Genomic DNA, 23,525 nt, shown 5'->3' on the forward strand with positions numbered 1-23,525 from the left:
GGCTCTCCCGGTAATGGTGTGAAGCGACCTACGGATTCATCGCCCGTCTCCCACCGACTGGAAGAACATGACAAAGACGTTACCCGGTTCCCTCGGCCCCGCACACCAACCCTCTCGCCGCCCGCCCGGGGCAGCGGGGTGGCCGGGGCGACGACGGGCGCTGGCCCGACACATCCGCGCCCTATGTCTCGATCGCGGCCCCGGGCGCACTGCCCGGCTCCAGGGCCAGCTCGGCGAGTTCCAGGAAGGCGTTCGTCGTGGTCGCCCGAAGCTGGCGCAGCTCCCAGCCGCGCGACTGCAGCGCGACGTCGAAGGGGACGTGCACCACCTGGTCCGGCGCGATGCGCAGGCGACGGGCGAGGGCCCCGGGTGGGTATCGGCCGGAGGGGCCCCCGACCTCGGTGGCCACCACGACCGCCTCGCGGGCCAGCTGGTCGTGTCCGGCCTCGCGCAGCGATTCGAGGACCCGCGCCGCCGCGTCGAGGAACCAGTCGGCGGTGCCGCAGCACAGGATCAGCCGGTCCGTGTGGGCCAGGACGACATCGGCCGACCGGTCGAGCCTCAGCGGGGACCAGTCGGTCAGTACGAAGGCGTAGTAGGGCGCGGTCCGCGCCAGCACGCGGGTGTATTCCTGCGCGTGCGCGGGGTTCAGACTGAAGTGGCCCGCGCGATGTGCCACCACTTCGAGGCCCGAGGCCAGGCGCGTGGTGAATGCGCGGATCTCGCTGTAGGACGCTCCGGGGGGCAGCGCCGCCAGATCGCGTACGACAGCCGGGTTGCGCCGACGGCCGAGGAAGGCATCGAGCGCCCCGTCCGAGGCGGCTCCGTCGATGGCCAGGACGGGCTCGCCCCGCACGGCGGCGAGCAGGGAACCGAGCGCCGTCGTGGTCGTGGCGCGTCCGCTGTAGTGGTAGGCGCCGACCAGGGTCAGCCGCCTGCTGTGCGGCAGCGGTTCCCGCAGCCGCTCCAGGCGGGCCTGTGTTTCCCGGCGGGCGGTTCCGAAACGGGGCAGGCGCAGACGGCGGTCGGCCGAGCCGGGCGCTCGGGCGTCCCGCGGCGGGGTGAGCGGGACCGGCGCCGGCGGGTGGTCGGAGGAGGAGAGCTGGTACTGCGGCTCACCGGTTCCGCGCTGGAGGCGGGCCCGGGCGATGTAGCGGGCCAGAAGCTCGGCGACCTCGCTCGCCGGGGGGCGCTGTGCCGGATCGGGGTCGAGGCAGCGCAGCACGAGGTGCCGCAGCTGCTCCCAGGTGTCGCCCTGCCACAGGTGCATGCCCTCCGGCAGGTTCGGCATGTCCCAGCCGGCCTTGCTGCTGATGAGCTGCAGCAGCTCCCCGAGCGAGCGCAGATTGTCCTCGCGAGTCGGGATCGTGCCCGCGCCGAGGTACTCCCCGTCGATGACGCAGTCCGACAGGTCACCGAGGACCACGGTGCGCCGTAGGACAAAGACGCTGTCGGCGTTGAAGTCGGCGGGTACGAGGCCGTTGAGATGGCACACGGCGAGGGCGTTCGCGAGGTAGCAGGCGACGAGGAGCCCGCGGAGGATGTCGAAGGGGGCCGTGCCGTCCGACAGCGCGTGACCGAAGATCTCGCCCAGCCGGGGAGGCTGCGCGTCCGGCGCGTCCGCGTCCGCGATCGGCGTCATCGCGAGCCAGGGCGGATCGTCACCGAGCCCGGCGGCGAGCGGCATGGGCGCGTACTGCCCCTGGAGCCGGGCGAGCGCCTCGGCTTCCACCCCGATCAACCGGACGTTGACGGCGGGGAGATCCGGTCGTGGGATCCGCACCACGGCCTCCGACCCGTTCTCGTCGACGCCTCGGTACACCACCGTGCGGCGCCCGTGGCGGCGGCCCCGCAACTCGTACCCGCCGATCCGCCGGGGATCGTCCGCCGAGAGCGGCTCCCAGCCGTCCAGGTCGGCGTCGGTCCGGACCCGGTCGGGGCCCGGCATGGACGGTGTCTCGCCGAACGACACACCGAACCGGGTCAGCAGCCGCCGTTCGACGGTGGTGAACGGCTGCTGCGAATCCGGCAGTTCGGCGGAACCGTCGGGGTGGGCCAGCCACGCGGGGAAGTCGGGCGAGTTGCCCGCCAGTTCCTCGAGACGTCGTCCGATCTGCCGGCTCGTGCGGAGGAGTTCTGCCTGCGGCACCGCGTCCAGAAGCACCGTCTTGGACGCGTCCGAGAAGTCGAAGACCCGGTGTTTGGCGGGCAGCGGCCCCGGCACGGGTGCCGGGTGCGGCCGGACGAGGCCGCCGAGGAACACCTCCGCGAGATGGGAAGTGCTGGCCGGCCACGGTACGGCGCTCTGCACCAGCCGCATCACCGGCACCGACAGCGGGGAGACCGCGGCGAGATGCGCCGCGAGCCGGTACGCCTCCGGTGTGGCCGCGTCCCGGAAGTGCTGGGTGCTGCTCAAATCCCGCGAGGGGGCCACGGCCCCGAACCGGCTGGGCCGGGTCAGCAGCGGCAGCGCCACGGTGGTCCCGGGCGAGGCGAGGAGGCGAGCCCACTCCCGCAGCGAGGCGGACGTCGGCTCCAGGACCGGCACCGGAACCCCCTCGAATTCGGCCAGGCCCCACGGCAGGACCGGGTCGGAGATCTCCCAGGAGGTGTTGGCGCCGCCGATCCGCCGGGTGGTGGCCTGCCAGCGCTCGGCGGCGATGCCGGATGCCTCCCACATGTCGGGCGGCAGGGTGTGCAGGACCGCGACCGGGCCGAGCGCCGCGCGTTCGCCCAGGAACTCGTGCATCGTGCCGGCCCGCCACGCGGCACCCATGCCGTCGCTGACGACCAGCAGAAGGGTACGGCCCGAGGGGTCGTTGACGGTGCTCAGCGGCAGCTCGGTGCTGTCGGGCCGGAACGGGCGTGCGTGCAGGCGTGGTTGGCGCGCGTCACGGGTGTCGAGACCGAGGACGCGGTTGCCGGCGAAGGCTCCGAGGCGTTCCATCAGGGTGCGCAGCTCGGTGCCGAGCCGGTGCCACAGCAGCATGGACAGGCCGTCGTCGACGAGCAGGACGAGATTCAGCCAGCGTTCCCGCACCGGCCGTTCCACGACGTCGGCCAGACTGGTCTCGGCGAGTTCGGCCGCCGTGCGCTCCTCGTCGATCTCCGTGCGGTGCCGGCTGTCGCGTCGGCGGCGTAACGGGCGCAGCGCCCGGCCGAGTTCGAGCTCGTCGGCGAGGGCCTTGTCCTCGGGGATCCGCAGAGGCATGGCCTTGCGGGGCTGCCGGCCCGCCCGTACCGACAAGGTCCCGGGGGCCGGGGTACGGCGGGCGGCGGCGTAGAGGGCCGGGGTGGTGAGGTCGGGCAGCTCCGGGTCGTCGGATTCGGGCACGGGTTGCTGCGGGGCCCGATGGGGTCCGGGCGCGGGCGCCGGCTCGGGGAGCCGCTGGGTGGCGGGGGAGTCCCGGTGCAGCGGCGCGTGCGAGCCCGCGGGCAGGCGGTGGGCCAGCCACAGCACGTCGAGAATCTGGTCCGTGTCCAGTTGGTGGCCGCAGGCCGTAAGGACCCGCAGGGCCTCGGCGAGCCGACCGGCACCGCCCGCGCCGTCCCCGTCGCTCGCGCCGCCCTCCCCGCTCATATCGACCCGCTCATATCGACCTGCTCACATCGACCCGGTGAGCTGGTGCAGTACGGCGTCCAGCAGGCCCTCCGCGTCCAGATCGACGCCACCGGTGCGCAGGAACACGGCGTTGAGCAGCTGATCGGTGGCGAGTTCCCCCGGGGCCCGGCGGCGCAGGAATGCCTCGATCAGGTCGTCCGCCTCCCGCAGCGCCGTGGGGCCCAGGTGCGCGGTGACGATGGCGCGCAGCCGCTCCTCGTCCGGTACCGGGAGGTCCAGGCGGACGCAGCGGCGCAGGAAGGCGGGGGGAAAGTCGCGTTCGCCGTTGCTGGTGATGACGACGACGGGGAACTCGGCGCACTGGACCAGCCCTTGGTGCACGCGGACCGTGCCGTGGTGGTCCAGATTCTGCACCTCGACGTCGGCCATGTCTTCCGGGAGGCGGGTCAGCTCCGGGATGTCGAAGACGCCGTCCTCGAACACGGTCAGCAGGTCGTTGGGCAGGTCGACGTCGCCCTTGTCCATCTCGTCGATGAGCAGGGCGCGTGGGGTGGCGGACGGTACGAGAGCGGTGCCCAGCGGGCCGAGCCGGATGAACGTGCCGATGGACGGCTCGCGTTCGCCGCGGTCCCGGCTGAGCGTCGTCTCACGCAGCCGGCCGATCGCGTCGTACTGGTAGAGGGCGTCCTTCACGGTGGAACGACTGTTGACGGGCCATCGCAGCAGCTCGCCGAGACACAACTCGCGCGCGACGGCTCGGGCGAGCGACGACTTGCCGGTGCCGGCCGGCCCGGTCACCAGCAGCGGACGGCGCAGGTGCAGAGCCGCGTTGACGACGTCGGCGTGCTTCTCCTCGATCAGGTACGGCAGTTCGGGCCGCGCCGACCGCACAGGCGTGAAACGCCGCCAGGGCGGGGCGGACGGCAGGGTGACGGCCCGCGGTACACCGTCACCGCGGAAGAGGCGCCAGTCGGCCTCGGGCGCGGATGTCATGCGCTCTCCTGTGGTTCGGTCAGGTGCAGTCGGGGCACGGTGCGGTCGGCGTCGGCCCAGGCGAGGACCGGACGGCCGGGGAACTCGGGCGGGCTGGCCTTGGCGTTCGCGCGGTAACTCCGTACTCCGTCGGGCAGTTCCCGGGTGGCGACCTCCGCCATGTGCTTCGCGACGTGCGACGCCCCGTCCCGGCTGCGGTCCCACACCACCACGGGTATGCCCAGCGCGAGGCAGGTCTGCACGACGCCGTCCCGCACGGCGGCAGGTACATCCACGGAGACGCGAACGGTGTCGAGTTGGTTGACGAGCCGGGAGTAGATCGCCTCGCGGTCCATGGACTCCGAGACGACGAACGTCTTCCCCGAGTCCAGCCGGCTCCATCTGCTGCGCCAGTGGGCCATGAAACGGCCGTGCCGGCGGAGGAGTTCAGGGCAGTGCACGACCAGCGGGAACTCCACTCCGAGCACCCCCGGCACGATCTCGTCCGGGTCCCGTGCCTCCCACTCGTCGATGGGCAGATTGAGACTGGTGCGGTCCACGAGTACCTCTACGAGCGGCGGTCTCTCGTCCCCGTCCGGGGACCTGAGGGTGTCCAGGACGCGCAGCACCTCGCGCGCCGCCTCCGACGCCGAGTACGACACGACACTGTCCGTCGACACCTGCCGGGGCCCCGCGCCCTCGTCGCACCAGCTCCGCAGCCGATGACGGCCCCGCTCCGCCCCCTTCACCTGCACCAGGACACGCACCCGCGCGGAACGGTCCCGCGCCGAGCGTGCCCACACCTGGGCATCCGACCGGCGCTCGCCCAGCGCCGCCCGCGGAATGCCCAGACGCCGGGCGACGCCGTCCGCCCACAGGCGTAACTCCGCCCGCCTGGCCCCGGGACACAACGCGCCCACGTACTCGACCACCCGGATCAGCGCCGGGACCCGCCGCTCCCCTCCGGCGGAGCGGCTGTCCCCCGGCAGTGTCTCCAACTGGTCGACCAGCGCGTCCAGGGAGTCCCCACCGGGCAGGGCCGCCAGGTGCGGCAACGCGGCCCGCACCGCCTCCGGGAATCGCCCGAGCACGGCCCGGTCCATGGCCCCCAGATGCCTGCGCAGTTCGGCGTACTCCTGCGGGGACAGAAGTCTCGGTACGGGGGAGAGGCCGCCGGTCGCCAGCACCCGGTCGGCGGCCTCCGGGCTGTCGCGCCGCAGGAGACCCGAGAGGACCGCGAGGGCGCGCGGATGCGTGAGGAGGAACGCCGCCAGCTCCTCGGACGTGGGCGGGGTGACACTGCTGCCGGCCTGGACGCCGCACAAGCGGGCCAGCCGCTGGGCGCGGTCGATGCGCTCGCTCATCACCGGCAGGACCTCCTCGACCACCTCCACGAACAGCAGGAAGGCGGGATCCTCGGAATCGAGGGGACCGGTGGTCATGGCGTCGAGGACGCCCAGGGGCCGCAGTTCGGCCTCGACGCTCTGCCAGGGAACGGCCCAGCTGCGCCTGATCAGATGCTGGGGGCTGGGCGGGAGCAGAGCCCCGGCGGCGTCCCGGGGAGGCATGAAGTGGGCGACGACGAGTCCGACCACGGCCCGCTCGTGGCGGCACCACAACGGACCGCCGCTGTAACCGGCACCCACCGCCATGCCGGTGGCCTCGCCGTCCAGATAGCCCAGCGAACGGTGGAGCGAGGCGACGGTGAGGCGGGCGAGAGTGGCCCCCCGGCCGCCGCCGTGCCAGGCGCTCACCTCCTGGTCCACCGTCATGGCGGTCCGGCTGGGGCCGACGGGCAGGCCCCCCGCGGGCCCGTCGACGCGCAGCACGGCGAGGTCGCCGAACCACTCGTCGTCCCCCGCGCGCACCGTGCCACCGTCCCCGGCACGTGGCGGGATCCAGTGCGCCACGCGTGCGGGGTAGTGCCGCGTCCCGGACGTGTCGCGCACTTCCACCGAGAGCTCGTCGAGCCCCGGCGACCGCGACTCGAACATGGTGCGGCCCAAGGCGTCGTTGACGACGTGGGCGCAGGTCAGGACCGTGTCGGCCCCCAGGACGAAGCCCGCCCCCGCCACGGCGCCGTCCTCGGCTCCGCGTACGGACGCGACGTACCGGTACGGCTCGTCGTCCACGCCCCGAGCGGCTCTGAACCACCCCACCGTCACTCCGCCGCGGCCGGCGGGCCGCCGTCGGCCGCCTGGTCCGGTTTCCAGCAGGCGGTGACGGTGAGATGGGCCAGGCCGTTGGCGCCCACAATCCCGATCTTGAGGTCCTGACCGACCTGCACCCCGAAGGTCACACTCACCTCGCTGGGCGGATCGGGCACGCCCGCGACGACATCATGCACCTCTTGCAGCAGTGGCCCGAGCGGCTTGAGCGCCCCGCGCAGAGCCCCCGTGGCGAAGCTGGCCACCGTCCGCCCCCCGGCGGCCACGGGCACGGCCTGCCCCATCCCCTCGGGAAGGTCCCTGTCCGGCGCGGGGGCCACCGCGCCCTCGACGGGAGTCAGTACGAATCGGACCGGCGTACCGTCATCGAATTCGAGGTCGGTCGAAGTGGACACGATCACATTGTCGCCACGGACGACGTGCCGTGTGTACGGGTGCCCAACTCGGTTACCGGATCGATGCATTGAGTCACACCGGTGAGAACTCCGGTCCCGACGGCGGCGCGTTCGATGTCCCGGCGGCCGGGGCGACGGACACCGGCGGTGCGTCGGCACCGTCGAGACGGGCCTGTACCCGGTCGAGCAGCGGGGTGGGCCGGGGATCCGCCTGGAGAGCGGGCAGCAGGAGATGCCACAGGTCGTGCAGGCTCTCCTCGATGTGCTTCCGCCCGTCCAACGCGTCGGAGACGGTGTGCAGTCCGAAGAAGGCGTACACGACGGCGTTCCCGGCTTTTCGGGGGATCACGGCCGGGGCGAGCGCGCCTTCGTCGCGGGCCTCCTCCAGGAGGCCGACGACCGTCTCGATCCAGCCCCCGAACGGGGAAGGCAGCGAGGCGTCGACGGACTTGCGTTCCGCCCAGAGCCGTGAGCCGCCCCGCACCACGACGTCGTCCCGGAACGCGCGGGCGACCGAGAAACTCAGCGCGACGAGCCGCTCCAGCGCGGGAAGGTCCGTCCCGCGGTGACGGGCGATCAGCGCGGGCCAGGTCGCGAACAACTCCTCCATCACCGCGAGAGCGAGCTTCTCCTTCCCCGCGTAATGGAAATAGATCGCGCCGCTGGTCCGCCCGGAGAGCGCGCTGATGTCACTGATGCTCGTGCCGGCGTAACCCCGCTCCTCGAACAGTCGCGAAGCCGCCTCCAGAAGAGAACGCCGCGTTGCTTTTGCCCGTCCCTGCATATTTACCCCGATGCCGCGCCGTCGCGTTACAGCACGGAAATCTAGTGCATATCGCGGTCATGATCGAAAAGCGGGAGTGCGGACCCGCGGTACATGAGTTCTTCTGATTGCATGGAGAATTCGGCGGCGGGAGTACTCACCGGTGAATCCCGACTGAGCTGGTCGCGGACCGTCCCTCGCGAGCTGGTGCACCGCACGTCGGCGGCCGAGGTGCTGCTCACCGACGTGCGTCCCGGCAGACAGCGGAACGTATTCCACGCGGCGGCGTCCTGGCCGCGCTCGCATCCCACGTTCCCGCGGGGCGGAGCGGACCTGCACAGTCCGCTGATCGTCGTCGAGACAATGCGCCAGCTCGGTATCTACCTGCCGTTGCGTCACTACGGTGTGCCGCCCCAATTCCGGCTGCTGATCACCGACCTGTTCTTCCGGATCGACCCGGACAAGGAACCTCGCGCCACGGAGAATTGCACCGATGTCAGCTGCCGCGCGGCGGTGACCGACATACGCGACGGGGCGGACGGCGTTGTCACCGGACTGCGGATGGAGGTCACCGTCCGCGTCGGTTCGCAGGTGTTCGCACGGGCCGGCGGCGGTGCGCGCTTCGTGAGCCCGGAGCGGTACGCCGCGATACGCGGCGCCAGGGCGACCGGGCGTCCGAAGATGGCCGCCGGACACTGTGTTCGGCCCGACGCCGGACGAATCGGAGCGGACCACGCACGCGATGTGATGATCGCGGTCGGCGGCGGCGCCGTACGGCTGCGACCGGCCGACCTACGGCATCCGTTCTTCTTCGACCACTCCTCGGACCATGTGCCGGGCATGGTCCTGCTGGAGGCGGCGCGGCAGGCCGGCGCGCTGGCGAGCGACGGCCGGCGTGTACGCCCTACCGCCGGTCGGCTGAAAGCGGTGAGCTTCGCCGAGTTCTCGCCCGCTCCCCGGGTTCTGTGCGTGCCGCACCACCGGACCTGCGGTTTTCGTGTTCTGCAGGGCAGCCGCTACGTCGCCTACGGCGCCCTTGAGTACCGATAGACACACCTTCGTCACCATGTGCACCTACTTGACTACTTTTCGTGATGGTTCATAACGTAGCGATCGTTATGTTCCTGGATGAGTTCGAGGAAGACGCTTCCTCCTCGCGTCCGCCCACCGGGAACCGATCTCGCCCCGGAGCGGGCGACCGACGCGGCGACCGTGCCTGGCGGCACGGTGCCCGAGTCCCCGCTCCTCGGCATTCCGGAACGGAAAACCCATCGCATGACCTCTGAACGCGTCCTCTCCTGGACCCCCTCGGCCATCGTGTTCGACTGCGACGGCACCCTCATGGACACCGAGAAGCACTGGCAGGACGCCAGGGAGCACACGCTCGGTGAGTACGGCCTCACCGCCGCGCCGGGCTTCGCGGACCGGGCCAAGGGCCTGCACTACACCGAATGCGGCCGGCTCATGGCCGTGGAGAGCGGCCGGCCCGACCTCGCCGACGACATGACCGGGAACCTGCTGCGGATCTTTCGCGACCTGGTCGCCGAGAACCCCATGACCATGCCCGGAGCCCGTGAACTCGTGCTCTCCGTGGCCACGTTCGCCCCGCTGGCCGTGGCCAGCAACTGCCCGCGCGAGGTCGTCGAGTCCTGCCTGGCCACGGCGGACCTGCGCGACTACTTCGACCACATCGTGGTCCCCGACGCCAGAATTCAGCCCAAACCGCAGCCGGACGTCTATCTGGCCGCCGCGCGCCACTGCGGCGCCGACCCGGCCGACACGCTCGCCGTGGAGGACTCCCTGTGCGGTGTCGAAGCCGCGTCCCGAGCGGGTATGCGGGTCCTCGGCGTCGGCCCCTGGCCCGGGGAACGCACCACGGCCATGGTCGACCTGTGGGTCACCTCGCTCGCCGAACCGGACCTCTCACGGTGGGCCCATGCGCGTATCCCCCAACAGGCCACGCGCTGAAGCCCTGACCGACCCCGCTCGCGCGCGGCCGCGCGGCCGTCGGTCCTCGTCAGTCGATGTGTTCCTGAGCCGCCCGCCGTGCCGCGGCCACCGCCGCGGTGATACGCAGGACGGTCGAGCGACGCCGGCTGTCGAGGTAGAAGTGACCGCCGTCGAACATGTTCAGGCCGAGGAAGTGCTCCGTACGGTCCGCCCAGGCGGCCAGGGACTCTCGCCGGACCATCGGGTCGTTGTCGCCGCCGAACACGGATGTGGGCACTCGCAGCGGCTCCGCGTCCGCCCGGGGACGCCAGGTGTCGACGAGCGTGAAGTCGTTCCGGAACATCGGGCTGAACAGGCGCCACAGAGCACCTTCGTTCAGGACCACGTCGGGCGTCCCGCCCAACGACCTGAGCAGGCGCCGTAGTTCGTCGTCCGTGAGCGCGGGGCGCGCATCCGTCTCCTCCGCGTCATGAGCCGGTTGTGGTGCGCCGCAGGCGGACAGGCCCAGCCAGACGGGGAGACGGCGCTTCTCGGCCGCCAGATGCCGGGTCAGTTCGTACGCGACGAGGGCCCCCATGCTGTGCCCGAAGAAGGCGAAGGGGCGGCTCGTCCACCGAAGGATCTCTCTGGAGAAGAAGTCCACCAGTTCAACGCTGTTGTCGATCGGAGGAGTGTCACGCAGATTCCCCCGACCGGGGGCGTCCAGCAGACACACCTCCCAGTCGGCGGGGAACTCGGCCTCCCAGTCCTTGTAGAGAAGGCGGGAGCCACCGGCGTGATGGAACAGGAACAGCCGCAGCGCGGCTCCCGGGACCGGCCGCGGGCAGGTGACGGCTCCGTGTACGAGCGGACGCCCGGCATCCGGGGAGCCGCTCTTCCCGGTCACGTTCGGAGTCGTCGCGCTCACACGGGCACCCCCTCACGGCTCTGGCGCGGCCCGGAACGCCAGGTGTCCGTCGCGGGGTCGTAGGCACCCTTCTCCGCCCCCGAGATACCGGTCACCTGGATGAGGGCGCGGCTGTCCGGTCCGACCACGGCACAGCGCTCCTCTCCCGACCCGGAGTCGAACCAGTGGCGCAGCAGCAGTCCGTCCGGCCAACCGGCGGCCAGCTCCACGTCGTTGGCCGAGGTGTGGAGATCCACGGAGGCCAGCCGGGTGGGAACCATCACCGGCACAGCTCCCGGCTGCCTGCCGTCGAGAACGGAGGTGCGCAGCAGGCAGTCGAGAGCGACGCTCGGGAGGATGAAGCGGGAGAAGACGCCGCCGTCCCGCGGAAGGCTGAGACGCAGTTCCGCGGAGCCGCCGTCCGCCACCAGCCGGGGGCGGCGCATCGCCCTGAACACACCGCTCAACTCCACTGGCGTGCCGGGCGTTTCGTATGTGTTCGGGGCATCGTGCCCGCCGGCCGGCGCGGGTGCGCACCAAGGGCCGGCCGGGAGCGCCCTGGCCAGATGGACCACCATGCGGGTGTGTTCGCGCTCCGGCACGGGGCCGACCGCCGGTGACGTGATCCGTACGCGTACCCGGTCGCCTTCCCGTACGGCGAAGACGCGCAGTGTGCGCGGCCAGCGATGCCGCGCGGCCCGGATGAACTGCGACAGGACGATGTCGGTGATACGCGCCGGGAGCAGGCCCGGGGCCAGCTCGGCCGCGGCCTCGGCCGCCATCTCCAGGATGAAGGTCCCGGGTACGGTCGGCCTGCCGTCGACCAGGTGTTCCAGCAGATACGGATGCTCGTCGAGGCCGACCTCGAAGGTCCAGGCCGCAGTCTCCCCGTCGTACCGCGCGGGCCCGGTCAGGAACGCCCGCCGCGCGGCCGGCACCGGGGTGCGCGGCGGTTCGGCGACGGTCCCGGCGGCCTCCGCGCAGGCCGCGCGGAATCCGGGTGCCCCACGCTCCAGAGTCGTCCAGTCCGCGTCGCCGATCCAGGTCGCCGCCAGCCCGCCACCGCCGCGCCCGCGGAGTTCGGTGCGGAAGAACTCCCGGCCCTGGGCGTCGGTCAGCTGGCCGGTCTCCCCCCGCTGGATCACGAAGGCACCGCTCGCGGTGTTGAGTGATGCCATGCCCGACTCGACCCACAGCCCGGAGACCAGCGCGACCTCGTCCGCGCCTTCGGCCGCCCGTGCGTGGGCGGCGGCGAGGAGCAGGAACTCGTTGGCCGCGCCGTAGTCGGAGTCGCCGGGGACCCCGAGGAACGACGCGGTGGAGCTGACGCTGCACCACAGGGCAGGTCGCCGGTCGCCCAGGGCGGCGCGCAGGTGCGCGTATCCGCGGACCTTCACGTCCCGTACGGCCCGGAAGTCGGCGAGCCTCTTACGGGTGAGCCCGGCGGAGCGCGTCAGACCGGCACCGTGCACCAGCAGGTCCACGCGGCCCTCCACGGCCAGGATCTCGTCGACCACCCCGCGTACGGCATCCTCGTCCAGGACGTCGCACTGCCGGTAGTGAACCGGCGCCGCGCCGCGGAGAAGCTCCAACTCCCTCAGCGTTTCGCCGCGTTCGGCCTGCTGAACCGCACGGTCGTAGCGACGGCTGAGTGCCGCGGGAGTCTCGGACGGGTGCCGCACCATGAGTTCGCGCAGCGCGTCGGGGCGCGGCAGGCGTGCCATGGCGAGCGCGGACGGGTCGGGCGCGGGGCCCGTACCGAGCAGCCAGACGCTCCGGGGCGCGCGGTCCGCGGCGAGTTCGCGCACCAGATGGGCGGTGATTCCGCGTGCACCACCGGTGGCGACGATCACCGGGTCGTCCGGCAGGCCGAGCCCCGCGTCCTCCGGCGGCGTCGCGACAGGCAGCAGCATCAACTCGTGACGCACGCCACCCATCCGGTAGGCGACCGGGATGTAGCGGCGTGCCGCCGACTCCTCGGCCAGCAGCGCCAGGCCGGCCGACGCGTCCTTGCCATCGGTGACCACCCCGAACATCAGACAGCCGGGGAGTTCCTGCGACAGACTCCGCACCAGCCCGCCGAAGAGGCCCGCGACCGGGACGGGAGCCGCTGCCTCGACCGAGTCCAGCGCGAGCACCGCAAGGCAGCCGTCGTCGTCGAGCGGCGCGGCGCAGTGCTTGGCCGCCATGAACGCCAGGTCATGGAGGTCCAGGACACGCGTGGGCACCTCCCAGGCGGCCGGGGTGGAACGCGATCCCGCGACGACGACACGGACCTGGCCGAACGACCGGCCGTCCCTCGCCAGCAGCCGCTCCAGTTCCTCCGGCTCGTCGAGACGGGCCACCGGGAACGGCAGGGCGGTGTCACGCGGTGCGCTCCCGGGAGCGACGAGCAGACAGTCCGCCGGTACGCGCACATGGGCCAGCACTCGCGGATCGTCCGTCAGGACCAGGCTCCCCGCGGGCAGCGCCTCCACGCGGGGACGGACCCTCCGGGCGGGGACGGGACGCAGGGTGAGCGAGTGCCGCCGGAGCCGGTCGCTCAACGAGGCTTCCCCCCGCGCCGGTTCGGGTGCGCCGGCCGACCGCGGTGTCACGACGATCGCGGGCGTGTGGCCGTCCTCCACGGGCGGGATGACCGTCCGCCCGGCCGAGGAGTGCAACGCGCGCAGAAGCGCTACGGCCCCCTGAGCGCCGCGGAAGTTGCGCGCACGCGAGAACGCGTTCCCCGAACCCTCCGCGGGGGTGTCGCTCGCCGCCGGCCCGACCTGGCCCAGGACGGCCATGCCGTGTTCCTCGGCGACACTCAGCCGGGTCAGTACGAAGCCGACCGCGGCCTCCGCGATCTCCCTGCTCCCGTGGCGGGGCACATGGTCCGTGGTGGCGTTGACACCGATGACCACGGCCATCTCCATATCGCCGTCCCGCAGATACCGGATGGCGGCGGCCAGCGCGGAGTTGGTGGAGTCCCGGCCCGCGTCGAGTGTCATGTTCGGGCCGTGCAGGTCCAGCCGCTGCAACACCCGGGCCGCGATGATGCTCGGCATCAACCCCGGATAGGCGTCCTCGTTGATGGGGCGCGTCATGGCGCGCACCGCGGTATCGAACATCTCGGTCGGTATACCGGCGGGGCCGACCAGCTTGGCCACGAGGTCCTCGCGATAACAGCGCAGGTCGTAGCCGAGCGCGGACCTGGTCGGCCCGGTGTGGCCGACGATCACGCCGGTACGCCTCGACAGCGTTTCGTCCTTCGTCCACTCCCCGGCGAGAAGGTCGGCGCATCGCAGCGCCATCAGCTGACCGCGGTCCATGACCGCGATGGTCGAGGGCGCCAGCCGGGCCTCCACGGGCGACGGAAGCGGGTGGGCGTCGCCGAACGACGACGGCCAGTCGGCGGCGCCTCCCGAGAGCCAGCGGGCGACGCGTTCCTCGTCCGGATCGCCGGGGAAGTGCGCGCCCCGGGCCACGACGACGATCGGGTCGTCCTCCGCGTGCGGCTGCGGGGCGGTGGCCACATCGCGGGCCGGTGGCTGATCCGTGAGGACCAGATGGCCGTTGGTGCCGCCGAAGCCCATGGCCGACACACCGACGGTGCGACGACGCCCAGGCGTTCTGATCCACGGCACGTCGTCGACAGGCACGTGCACGGCGGTCGTCACGCCCTCGGGCAACGCGCTGAACTGCCGTTGTCCCGGGATGACCTCGTGCTCCATGGCCAGCAGCGCGTGGATCACCGACACCGCCCCGGCCGCCCAGGCCGTGTGCCCGACCAGCGACTTGTTGGCGGTCACCGTCCACGTCTTACCCGGTTCCGCGCTCCGGCCGAGCGCGCTCAGCTCCGTACGGTCACCGGTCCGCGTGCCCGTGGCGTGCGCGAGGACCCAGTCCACGTCCTCGGGCCCGACCCCGGCGGCGCGCCACGCCCGGTCGAGGGCGACCAGCTGGCCCGAGGCGTTCGGAGTGTAGATCGCCTTACCGCGCCCGTCGGACGATCCGCCGAAACCGGCGACGAACCCGAGGACCGGATCGCCGTCGGCCGTCGCTCTGGCGTACGTCTTCAGGGCCAGCACCGCGGCTCCGTCGCTGAACACCACGCCGTCGGCGTCCCGGTCCAGGGAACGCACCCGGCCCGACCGGGACAGACCGCGGAGCTTGGAGAACAGCACCAGCGTCTGAGCGCCGATCGCGAACGCCCCGCCGCACAGCGCCACATCGGTCTCGCCCGCGCGGAGCGCCCGGACGCCCAGATCGATGGTGTACAGGGAGGAGGAACAGGCGGTGTCGACGACGACGATCTCCGCGGAATCGGGAAGATCGGGGGCGGCCATCCGGGCGATGCGGTACGGAAGCATGTCCTCCGGTGACTCGGAGGCCAGCGGGTAGAGCGTGTCGAGCCCGCCCGGCGTCTCGACACCGGCTTCGGTGAGGATGGCCCGCACCCCGGCGGAGACCAGGCTGTGCTCCAGGTGGGGGCTGCCGTCGGGGGTGAGGCCGACCGCGAACAACTGCCGGTCCCCGGGACGGATCGTGACCTTCTCGGTGGCGCTCAGCAGGGAGTGCCGGAGCCAGAGCGCCGTGTACTCCTCGCAGTCGAAGGCACCCGACGCCAGCTCGTCCTTGAGGCGCGGATGGGGTTCGAAGCCGGTCATGAAGTTGGACACACGTGTGTAGGTCTTGTCCTCGGCGGCGGCGTCCGCGGACCACATGGTGTCCAGGTCCAGTCGGTCCCCGGGTTCGCGGAACCCCGGCTCGCCGCTCCTCAGCAGCTCCCAGAACTGCTCGGGTGAACTCGCCCCCGGGACGGCGAGTCCCATGCCCACGACGACGACCGCGTCATCGGCGGGCGGCACTCCGGCCGGGGCCCCGCTGACCAGCAGGGTCCGGCGATCGATGGACACGGCGTCGTCGGAGGCCAGAAACGCGACGAGCCGCGCGGCGCCCTCCGCCAACGAACGCTCCGCGTCCTCCTGGACGACCACGGCGTTGACCCGCACACCGTCCGGCCCACCGGCACCGAGCCCGCGCACCAGCTCCGCCACCGGTTCCCGCTCCAGCGGGGCGGCGGCCACGTGCACGATCGCACCGTGCTCGTGCGGTGCCATGAACTCCATGGCCGTGGCCGTCGCCGTACGGGCGTCGCCCAGTCCTTCCTCCCCGACCACGACGTTCACGAGCGCGTCGACCCGGCCGTACCGGTCGCCGGCCCGGCCGAGCACGGCTCGTATCCGGGGCGCGTCATACGCTTCGCACGTCACGACATGCGCGCCGAGCCGCATGAGGTGCTGCGACAAGGACCTGCTCAGGGGCTTGCCCGCACCGGTGACCAGGATGACGCGGCCGGAGAGATCGAGGGACATGCTGGCTCCCGTTTTCGTAGATCAGCGCGTGGAGGTCTGAGTGGTGGCGATGAGGTCGGCGAGGTCGGCGAGCGTGGGCTGGGCGAGGAACCGGCCGCCCAATGCCGCTTCCCCCAGGCCGAATTGAGCCGACACCTTCCCCAACATCTCGGCACGCTTCAGCGAATCGATCCCCAGGTCCGCCTCCAGATCGGCATCCCCGGTGATCACCTCCACCGGATAGCCCAGCGTCGACGCGTACAACTCCCGCAACTCAGCCAGCACACCCACGCCGACAGGAGCGGGCGTCGCCGCCTCGGTCACCCCGGCCGCCCGCGCGGGCTCGGCCGGAACGGTCTCGTCGCGCGCGGGGGCCGGCGCGCCGTCGGTGCCTCGCGCCCGAACGGTGTGCGCGGTGCTGACGTCCGGCACGCTGCGCCCGACGAGTCCGGACAGTCCTGCCCGACCGCACTCCACGAAGTGCTGCGCGCCGTCGGCGTGGAGCTGACGAATGGCGGCCATGAACCGCACCGGGGCGGTGAGTTGCCGGGCGAGCAGTGCCCTGAGGTCGGAGTCGTCGTGGACGTAACCGCCGGCCACCGGCGAGTACACGGCCCGGCGCAGCGGGTGCTGCCGGATGCCGGAAACCGCTTCGCCGAACGCGTGAGCGGCGAGGGCCAACAGCGGGCTGTGGAACGGGAAGGGAGCGTTCAGCCGCGTGGCCCGCACGCCCATCGCGCCGGCCAGCCGCGCGATCGTGCCGATCGCCTCGTCGGGTCCCGACACCACAGTCTGGCGGGGCGCGTTGGAGACGGCGACGGCCAGGCCGCGGTCGGCGACGGCACCCACCAGGTGCGCCGCACGGTCGGCCGGCAGTTCCAGGGCGACCATGCCGCCGCCGGAGGGGCAGTGTGCGAGAAGGGCTTCCGAGCGGTGGCACACCAGGCGTGCGCCGTCGGTCAGGGTGAACGCTCCGGCCACCGTCAGGGCGGCGATCTCACCCATGCTGTGCCCCACCACGACGTCCGGCGAGCCCTGTCTCTCCGCGATGCGGAAACCGGCCACGGCCGAGGTGAACACGGCGAGTTGCAGCGCGAAGGAGTCCGAGCGCGTCAGGTCGGCCGCGGAGGGCGCGTCGGCGTGGGTCATGAGATGCGAGACGCCCTCGCGTCCGAACTCGGCCGCGACCCGGTCCGCCGCGTCGAGAACCTCTCCGACGTCGGGCGAGTCGTCACCCGCGAAGTTCCCCGGGGTGTAACCCCCTTGGCCGGGCAGGAGGAAGACAGTTTCAACCGCCATCATGCGTCCTTCGCGAAGTAGGTGGCATTACTGGGGAGCACCCGCCGGTCACCAGGTGGCGGGCGGTTCGCGGATGCCGTGAGGGACTGCTCGGAGGAGGCGAGGATCTCGATCTTCCCCACGGGCGCCTGCTCGTCCGCCCGGACGAGGCTGCTCAGGAAGGACGCGAGCTGATCACGGTGGGCGGCCACCGCGGCGGCGTCGTGCAGGTCGGGATTGGGGTCGAACGACAACCGGAGACCCGCGCCCTCGGCGTCACCGAGAAACTGGATCGAGAGGTCGCGAACGGGTCCCGAGGACAACTGGTGAAGTGTGCCCTTCAGCGCGCCGAAGGCAATCCGCCCGTCGAACGGCAACACGTTGACGACCACGCCGGGGGGCTCCTGGGCCGCCCCGGTCCGCCTGAGTTCCCGCTGAAGGTCCTCACCACGGAATCGCTGGTGCGCCAGCACCTCGCTCACCTGCGCGGAGACCTGCCGCACCAGATCACGGAACGGCATGTCGGAGCGTACGGACAACCGCAACGGCAGCACATTGGCCAGCATGCCCGGCGTGGTCAGTGCGGTGCGTGTGGTCCGGGCCCGCACCGGCAGCCCGATGACGATGTCTTCCCGCCGGGTGATCCGGTGCAAGTACGCCGCCGTCGACGCCAGCACGACGACCGACCACGGCACCCAGTACTTCGCCGCCGTCTCGTTGATTCGCCCAACCGGGACCGAGGCCGGGAACCGCTCGGCCGGCCGGGACGTTCCGACCCCTCGGTGACTCAGGCTGATGCGATCGGGCCAGTCGCCCACGCTGCTCAGCCAATGAGCGCGGTCGCTCTCCAGGGCCGCCGACGCCCGGTACTCGGCTTCCTCCGCGAGGAGATCACGCAGCGTACCCGCACTCGTCGGGGAGACCGTCACCCCCTCCGTCAACGCCGCATAGATCTGGGCCAGCCTGCGCCAGTGGAGGACCTGGCCGTAACCGTCCAGGACGATGTGGTGGTAGCGCAGGTGGAAAAGGAAGTGGTCCGGGGCCAGACGGAGCAAGGTGTGGGTGAACAGCTCGCCCTTCTCAAGATCGACCGGCGTGCCCAGATCCGCCCGTACCCACTCCTCCGCGGCACGACGCGGCTCGTTCTCGTCGCCGAAATCGCGCACACGCAGCGGGGCGTCGACATCGGCAGGCCACTGCCGGGGGGTGCCCTTCGCGTCCGCGGCGAAACGCACTCGCAGGGCGTCCGTCTCGCCGACGGCGCGCCGGACCGCCTCAGCCAGGTGCGCCTCCTCAAGTCGCCCATGGAACTCGATGTGTCCACCGCAGTTGTGAAAGGCGCCGCCGGCGTCCAACTGGTGGGCGAACCACACCTCTTGTTGCGCGGCGGACAGCGGCAGGGGCCCGTCGGAACCCGCTGCGGCCAGGCCCGCCCGGCAGGGATCGGGACTCATGGCTGCGGTACCCGTGTGGCGAGCAGGTCGAGATCGAGCGACATGCAACGAATTCCACCGCCGGCCTTGAGGAATTCGTCGACGGGGGAGACACAGACGGTGAATCCCCAGTCCACGAGCGCCGACCGCACGCGTGGCGGGCAGAAGGGCATCACCACGGTGTCTCCGACCACGACGGAGTTGGCGCAGAAGGACAGCGCCTCGTCGATACCGATGACCAGTGGTTCCGGTACGAGTCTCTCGACGGCCCGCTGTCCTTCGAGGTCCCAGACGTCGGGCGCGTAGATCGCCCGGCGGTCGTCGAGCGGGAAGAAGGACATGTCGAGGTGGTAGAAGCGCGGGTCGACGATCGGGACGGTCACCACTGGCCTGTCGAGCACGCGGGACAGATACGTCGCCGTGGCCGGTGAGGTCCGTGGGCCGTTTCCGCACAGCAGCACATCGCCGAATCGGACGACGTCACCGCCTTCCAGGAACAGGTCGGGGTCGTCGGGCCAGGGAATCTCGGCGAATCCGTGTTCCAGAAGCCACTTCGCCCCGTACGCGGCTTCGTCCCGGCGCTCGGCATGCCGGAAACGGCCGCGGACGAAACGGTCTCCGGCCACAACCCCCACATCCGTCGGAAAGACCATGTCCGAGAGCCCGGGCAGCGAGGGAAAATGCTGGACCTCGGCACCGGCGGCCCGCAGGTTGGCCACCAGATCGTTCCACTCCTGCCAGCTCTTCCTCCGGTCGGGACGGCGCTCGGCCGACATCCACGGATTGATCTCGAAGGTGACGTCGAAATGGTCGGGGCTGCAGAGGAGGAATCTCTTCGGCGATCGCGGCGATCGCGGTGAACCGGACGGAGAACCGGCATCAGCCATGCTCTGCTCCTTCTTGTCGCTGCGCACGTCGATGCGTTTACAGGAGGATTCGGGAGTCGGCACTGACCCGGATGGCGCGCGACTTGCGCAGGTCGCTGCTGACGACGATCTTCTTCAGCCATCGGTCGGTGCCGTCGTAGGTGGCATGGAAGGAGCGACGGCCGTGCACCGCCCGGAAGTTGTCGATGAAGAGGATCTCTCCGGCGCGCACGACGATGTGCTGGAGGTTCGCTTCGAGCTGCTTGGTCACCAGTTCCAGGGCGTCCGCGGCCCGGCTGTCGCCCGGCAGCGCCGACATGAAGTACGGATCGATACGCAGATAGGGAAGGTCGGCCCCGCCGAAGAGGATCGCCGCCGGGACCGGCGCGTCAGCGGCCTGCTGGATGGTGGAGCGCGGACGCATGGTGTCCGCGCGGGCGTTGCGCACGTGCTCGTCGTCGGGCCGGATCAGGAATCGCGGCTCGGACAGAACCCGCGTCACCTCCTCGGGCAGGTCCAGCGAGACGACACTCGCGTACGTGGTGGGCACCGCACCGTGATTGCGCATGCCCATCAGGCTCAGATAGTCGCAGCGGTACGGGTGGAAACCGTCCTCGGTGTGCCACTCAAGATGGTCGGCACTGCCATGGCCACTCTGCTGGTGTTCCTCTCCGCTGATGGGCACGACGTTGTGGACCAGATTGCCGTGCTGCAGCGTCGACCAGCCGAACGGCTCACCCAACAGAGAGGCCACCAGCATGAAGAAGAATTCCTCACGCCGGGTCGACGCCGGATCCGCCTGTTTCGACCAGTGCGGCGGCGTCGATCCGATCCGGGCGTCATCCACCTGGAAACCGCGTACGACGACGGCGGCGGCCGGCTCGGTCAGCTGGAACGTTCTCAGGAAACGCGTCAGATCGTCAGGGAGGCCGGCGGCTATCCGTGGCGCGTCCCGCAGCAACTCCGGTGCTTCCGGGTGCGGATACTGAGCGCTTGTTCTGGCCAGAAGCTCGTCGATCGTCCGCAGATCAACCGGGTCCAGATCGAAGTAGATGAGGTCGACAACTTGAGACGTGGTGGTCACAGAGGTCCTCCGAGTGGGGTGTGATCGCCGATGTCTGGCACTCTCCAGTGACATCCCCCTTAGGAACCAGGAAGCTTGCCCGGCAAGAAGAGGGCGGGAATCTTGCCTGCCGGATGCCTGGTTGAGGTTCCGGGGTTCTCATCGCCCGCCCAGCACCTCGTCGTGTGCGGGGAGTGGTGGGGCATGCCGGAGGGCCGGACTGGCGGTGGCCGCGACGGCGGTGATGAGCATCAGCGCGGACAGCACGAGTACGGAGCTTGTCGGCCCGATGGTCGTGAGCAGAAGACCGGCACCCACGGAGGCCAGGGGCATAACCCCCCAGGACAGGGTCATGGCCGCGCTCATGACGCGTCCCAGCAACTCGTTGGGGACCAGGAGTGTGGTGTAGCTGATGATCACGACGTTCCACAGCGGTCCGACGAAGGCGCTTGCGGCACCGATGACGCCGATGACCAGCGGACTCGACGTGAGTACGAAGAGGGGCAGGAGCGCGGCCCAGATCCAGTTGACCCCGATGATGACGGCCTTGGGCGTGAAGTGATGGTGCAACTTGCTCGCCGCCAGCGCTCCGACCAGACCTCCACCGCTGTAGATGCCGAGCATCGTGCCGATGTCGGTGGGTGTGGCGCCGTGATGCTGGGCGAGGACGACGATGATCAATATGAGGGCGTGAAAGACCAGGTTGCTGACAGCGATCAGCACGACCGCGGCGCGGATGAACGGATGGCGCCAGATCCAGCGCAGGCCCGCGGTGGTGGCTTGCCACAGTGATTCCACCGGTTTCGTCGTACGACTCTGCAGGTCGCTCCGGATGAACAGCATCCCGACCGAGGCGATGAGGAAGGAGACCGCGTCGGCCACGAACGGCACGGCTCGGCCGAGGCCGAAGAGCATGCCGCCGAGGGGAGGACCGATCAGAGCCGCGCCGCGGCTCCTGGCCTCGTTGTGGGCGATCGCGGTGGGCAGGAGCGAGGCCGGGACGATCAGGGGGAGGGCGGCGCGCTCGGCCAGCCCGAAGAAGACGAAGCACATTCCCTGTACGAAGGCGGCCACGGCGAGATGCGCGATCGTGAAGACGCCCAACCACATGGCGATCGGAACGGTGGACAGCGCCAGCCCCGCGACGAGCTGACTGACGAGAAGGATCTTGCGGCGATTCCACCGGTCCACCAGTGGGCCGGCCGGCAGGTGACCCAGGAGGAAGGGAAGCGTGCCGGCGGCTCCTACCAGTCCGGCGTCGGAGGGCGATCCGGTGGTCGCGAGCACCAGGAGCGGCATCGCCGTGCCGCTGATCTGAGTGCCCAGGGTCGAGATGACCTGACCGCTCCACAGGGCGACGAACTCGCGGTTGCGCCACAGGGACGGCCGTTTGCCGGTCCCCTTGGTGGCCGGGACTGTCATGACGCGTCCCCGCGGACCGGGGTGCCGAACCCGCACCACACCGAAGAGATGTGCCGGCTGCCCGGTTCCTGGTGCCAGGGAGAGAGGGAGGACACTGAGCCAGGTATGTCGCCTGCCGCGCCGATCAGTTCGGTCACCTTCTCCCGTTTGCTGCCGGAGGTAGTCACCAAGCGTGCTGGCCGGGCGCGGAGTAATCCAGGCACCGGGGAGGCAAGTTGCCCTCCGTCACTTGCCGGTGCCGTGCCTGCTCCGTCGCACCGCCCGTGACCACGGCGGAGCCGCGGATCACGGGCCAGGCAGCCGAATTGCCGCCGCACTGCCTGGCCCGCCCCGGTATCCCCGTGTCCTACTGGGCCGGAAGAGAAGGTCCACGGACCCGATGCCCTGTACGGACCGATCGAAGGAGTTCGGAGACGATGACGTCCCATGCCACGGCGGGGTCAGCAGGTGGCTCCTCGCCGGTCGAGCCGGTCGAGGATGCGCGTGCGGATGCGCCCCTTGCCCGTCTCGTCGATGCCGACTGGTTGCTGCCCACCGGCGCCGCCGGCCTGCTCGGCTTCACGGCGAAGTTCGAGTCCGCCGTCTCCGCGCTGCAGGAAGCACTCACGCGTGCCCATCCGACGGGCACTCCGGGCCCTTCCTTTCTCGCCCCGGTGGTTCCCCTCAGCCACATCGAGCGGGCCGAGTACGCCGAAGCCTTCCCGCACCTCCTGGCCTCGGTGCACGCACTCCCGCCGGGGACCGGCGGGTCCGGCGGGTCCCGCGTACTCGGCGCGGACGTCCGTGTGCCTACCGATGCGGTACTGGCCCCCGCCGCCTGCTACAGCCTCTATCCAGCCCTGGCCGACCGCACCCTGGACGCCCCCCGGCACTTCGATGTGGCCGGTTCCTGCTACCGGCACGAGGAGACCAGCGAGGTCGGCCGGTTCCGCTCGTTCCGGATGCGGGAGTTCGTGGCCGTGGGCACCGAGGACACGGCACTCGCCTGGCGTGAGGACTGGATGGAACGCTGTCGGGCGTTTTTCGCGGACCTCGGACTGGCGGTACGGGTTGAGGCCGCCAGCGACCCCTTCTTCGGACCGGGTGCTCGTTTCATGCGCTCCAGTCAGCTTCAGCAGAGTCTGAAGTACGAGTTCGTCGCCCAGGTGTCGGACAGTGACGCCGGCACCGCGATCGCCTCGGTGAACCTGCACAAGGACCACCTCGGGCTGCGCTTCGCCATCGGGGCTCCGGGCGGCGGCCCGGCGCACAGCAGTTGTGCCGCTTTCGGCCTGGAGCGCATCGTCCTCGCGCTCGTACACCAGCACGGCGATACGCCGGCCGACTGGCCGGGTACCGCGGCGATTCGGACGGGACTCGACACCGTCCACTCCTGAACCCACCGCCCCACCAGTCGCGGAGCGGTCCAGGACGTGACCTCGCTCAGATATT

Annotated in this window: 15 protein-coding genes; 3 read left to right on the top strand and 12 right to left on the bottom strand. The window is 71.0% G+C overall.

Features of this window, described 5'->3' with window-relative positions; all coding sequences use genetic code 11:
* Window positions 1–181: 181 nt before the first annotated feature.
* From ACFUN8_RS12895 to ACFUN8_RS12915, 5 genes are all read right to left on the bottom strand, one after another.
* Complete coding sequence (locus tag ACFUN8_RS12895) at window positions 182–3,580, bottom strand: SAV_2336 N-terminal domain-related protein (RefSeq protein WP_383635190.1); 3,399 nt, start codon at window positions 3,578–3,580, stop codon at window positions 182–184.
* 24 nt (window positions 3,581–3,604) lie between these two features.
* Window positions 3,605–4,555 carry an AAA family ATPase gene (locus tag ACFUN8_RS12900; protein ID WP_382565652.1) on the bottom strand — a complete coding sequence of 317 codons (951 nt, stop codon included), beginning with the start codon at window positions 4,553–4,555 and terminating at the stop codon, window positions 3,605–3,607.
* On the bottom strand, window positions 4,552–6,693 hold the full coding sequence (locus tag ACFUN8_RS12905; RefSeq protein ID WP_383635193.1) for a trypsin-like peptidase domain-containing protein: 2,142 nt from the start codon (window positions 6,691–6,693) through the stop codon (window positions 4,552–4,554). Before ACFUN8_RS12905 ends, ACFUN8_RS12900 begins: the two co-directional genes overlap by 4 nt.
* A gap of 2 nt (window positions 6,694–6,695) precedes the next feature.
* Complete coding sequence (locus ACFUN8_RS12910; RefSeq protein WP_383635196.1) at window positions 6,696–7,097, bottom strand: CU044_2847 family protein; 402 nt, start codon at window positions 7,095–7,097, stop codon at window positions 6,696–6,698.
* Window positions 7,098–7,170: 73 nt separating this feature from the next.
* Complete coding sequence (locus ACFUN8_RS12915; RefSeq protein ID WP_383635199.1) at window positions 7,171–7,881, bottom strand: ScbR family autoregulator-binding transcription factor; 711 nt, start codon at window positions 7,879–7,881, stop codon at window positions 7,171–7,173.
* Between the two features lie 111 nt (window positions 7,882–7,992).
* Between ACFUN8_RS12915 and ACFUN8_RS12920 the strand changes: the two genes are divergently transcribed.
* Entirely contained in the window at window positions 7,993–8,910 is a 918-nt protein-coding gene (locus ACFUN8_RS12920) for a ScbA/BarX family gamma-butyrolactone biosynthesis protein (protein ID WP_383635202.1), read from the top strand.
* Window positions 8,911–9,135: 225 nt separating this feature from the next.
* Window positions 9,136–9,828 (top strand): HAD family hydrolase, encoded by a 693-nt coding sequence (locus ACFUN8_RS12925; protein ID WP_383635205.1) that lies wholly within the window; start codon window positions 9,136–9,138, stop codon window positions 9,826–9,828.
* A gap of 49 nt (window positions 9,829–9,877) precedes the next feature.
* Here ACFUN8_RS12925 and ACFUN8_RS12930 read toward each other — a convergent pair whose 3' ends face one another.
* The 7 genes from ACFUN8_RS12930 to ACFUN8_RS12960 form a co-directional block, all read right to left on the bottom strand.
* A complete protein-coding gene (locus tag ACFUN8_RS12930; protein WP_383635208.1) occupies window positions 9,878–10,717 on the bottom strand; it encodes a thioesterase II family protein in 840 nt (279 codons plus the stop codon).
* Entirely contained in the window at window positions 10,714–16,053 is a 5,340-nt protein-coding gene (locus ACFUN8_RS12935; protein WP_383635210.1) for an SDR family NAD(P)-dependent oxidoreductase, read from the bottom strand. The genes ACFUN8_RS12930 and ACFUN8_RS12935 overlap by 4 nt, the downstream gene beginning before the upstream one ends.
* A gap of 21 nt (window positions 16,054–16,074) precedes the next feature.
* Entirely contained in the window at window positions 16,075–17,331 is a 1,257-nt protein-coding gene (locus tag ACFUN8_RS12940) for an acyltransferase domain-containing protein (RefSeq protein WP_383635212.1), read from the bottom strand.
* Window positions 17,331–18,764, bottom strand: a complete 1,434-nt coding sequence (locus ACFUN8_RS12945) for a condensation domain-containing protein (protein ID WP_383635214.1) — start codon at window positions 18,762–18,764, stop codon at window positions 17,331–17,333. Before ACFUN8_RS12945 ends, ACFUN8_RS12940 begins: the two co-directional genes overlap by 1 nt.
* On the bottom strand, window positions 18,761–19,693 hold the full coding sequence (locus tag ACFUN8_RS12950) for a dimethylarginine dimethylaminohydrolase family protein (RefSeq protein WP_383635217.1): 933 nt from the start codon (window positions 19,691–19,693) through the stop codon (window positions 18,761–18,763). The genes ACFUN8_RS12945 and ACFUN8_RS12950 overlap by 4 nt, the downstream gene beginning before the upstream one ends.
* Window positions 19,668–20,693, bottom strand: a complete 1,026-nt coding sequence (gene gntD / locus ACFUN8_RS12955) for a guanitoxin biosynthesis L-enduracididine beta-hydroxylase GntD (protein ID WP_383635220.1) — start codon at window positions 20,691–20,693, stop codon at window positions 19,668–19,670. Before gntD ends, ACFUN8_RS12950 begins: the two co-directional genes overlap by 26 nt.
* A gap of 138 nt (window positions 20,694–20,831) precedes the next feature.
* A complete protein-coding gene (locus ACFUN8_RS12960; protein ID WP_383635223.1) occupies window positions 20,832–22,094 on the bottom strand; it encodes an MFS transporter in 1,263 nt (420 codons plus the stop codon).
* 416 nt (window positions 22,095–22,510) lie between these two features.
* Between ACFUN8_RS12960 and ACFUN8_RS12965 the strand changes: the two genes are divergently transcribed.
* Entirely contained in the window at window positions 22,511–23,470 is a 960-nt protein-coding gene (locus ACFUN8_RS12965) for an aminoacyl--tRNA ligase-related protein (protein ID WP_383635226.1), read from the top strand.
* Window positions 23,471–23,525: the final 55 nt, after the last annotated feature.

It is taken from the genome of Streptomyces sp. NPDC057307 (assembly GCF_042667665.1).
In the GTDB taxonomy this organism is placed as follows: Bacteria; Actinomycetota; Actinomycetes; order Streptomycetales; family Streptomycetaceae; genus Streptomyces.

Bases quoted from the DNA above. Each gene is read 5' to 3' on its own strand.
- ACFUN8_RS12895 (WP_383635190.1), bottom strand. From the start codon at position 3,580: ATGAGCGGGGAGGGCGGCGCGAGCGACGGGGACGGCGCGGGCGGTGCC.
- ACFUN8_RS12900 (WP_382565652.1), bottom strand. From the start codon at position 4,555: ATGACATCCGCGCCCGAGGCCGACTGGCGCCTCTTCCGCGGTGACGGT.
- ACFUN8_RS12915 (WP_383635199.1), bottom strand. From the start codon at position 7,881: ATGCAGGGACGGGCAAAAGCAACGCGGCGTTCTCTTCTGGAGGCGGCT.
- ACFUN8_RS12920 (WP_383635202.1), top strand. From the start codon at position 7,993: ATGGAGAATTCGGCGGCGGGAGTACTCACCGGTGAATCCCGACTGAGC.
- ACFUN8_RS12925 (WP_383635205.1), top strand. From the start codon at position 9,136: ATGACCTCTGAACGCGTCCTCTCCTGGACCCCCTCGGCCATCGTGTTC.
- ACFUN8_RS12935 (WP_383635210.1), bottom strand. From the start codon at position 16,053: ATGTCCCTCGATCTCTCCGGCCGCGTCATCCTGGTCACCGGTGCGGGC.
- ACFUN8_RS12940 (WP_383635212.1), bottom strand. From the start codon at position 17,331: ATGGCGGTTGAAACTGTCTTCCTCCTGCCCGGCCAAGGGGGTTACACC.
- ACFUN8_RS12945 (WP_383635214.1), bottom strand. From the start codon at position 18,764: ATGAGTCCCGATCCCTGCCGGGCGGGCCTGGCCGCAGCGGGTTCCGAC.
- ACFUN8_RS12960 (WP_383635223.1), bottom strand. From the start codon at position 22,094: ATGACAGTCCCGGCCACCAAGGGGACCGGCAAACGGCCGTCCCTGTGG.
- ACFUN8_RS12965 (WP_383635226.1), top strand. From the start codon at position 22,511: ATGACGTCCCATGCCACGGCGGGGTCAGCAGGTGGCTCCTCGCCGGTC.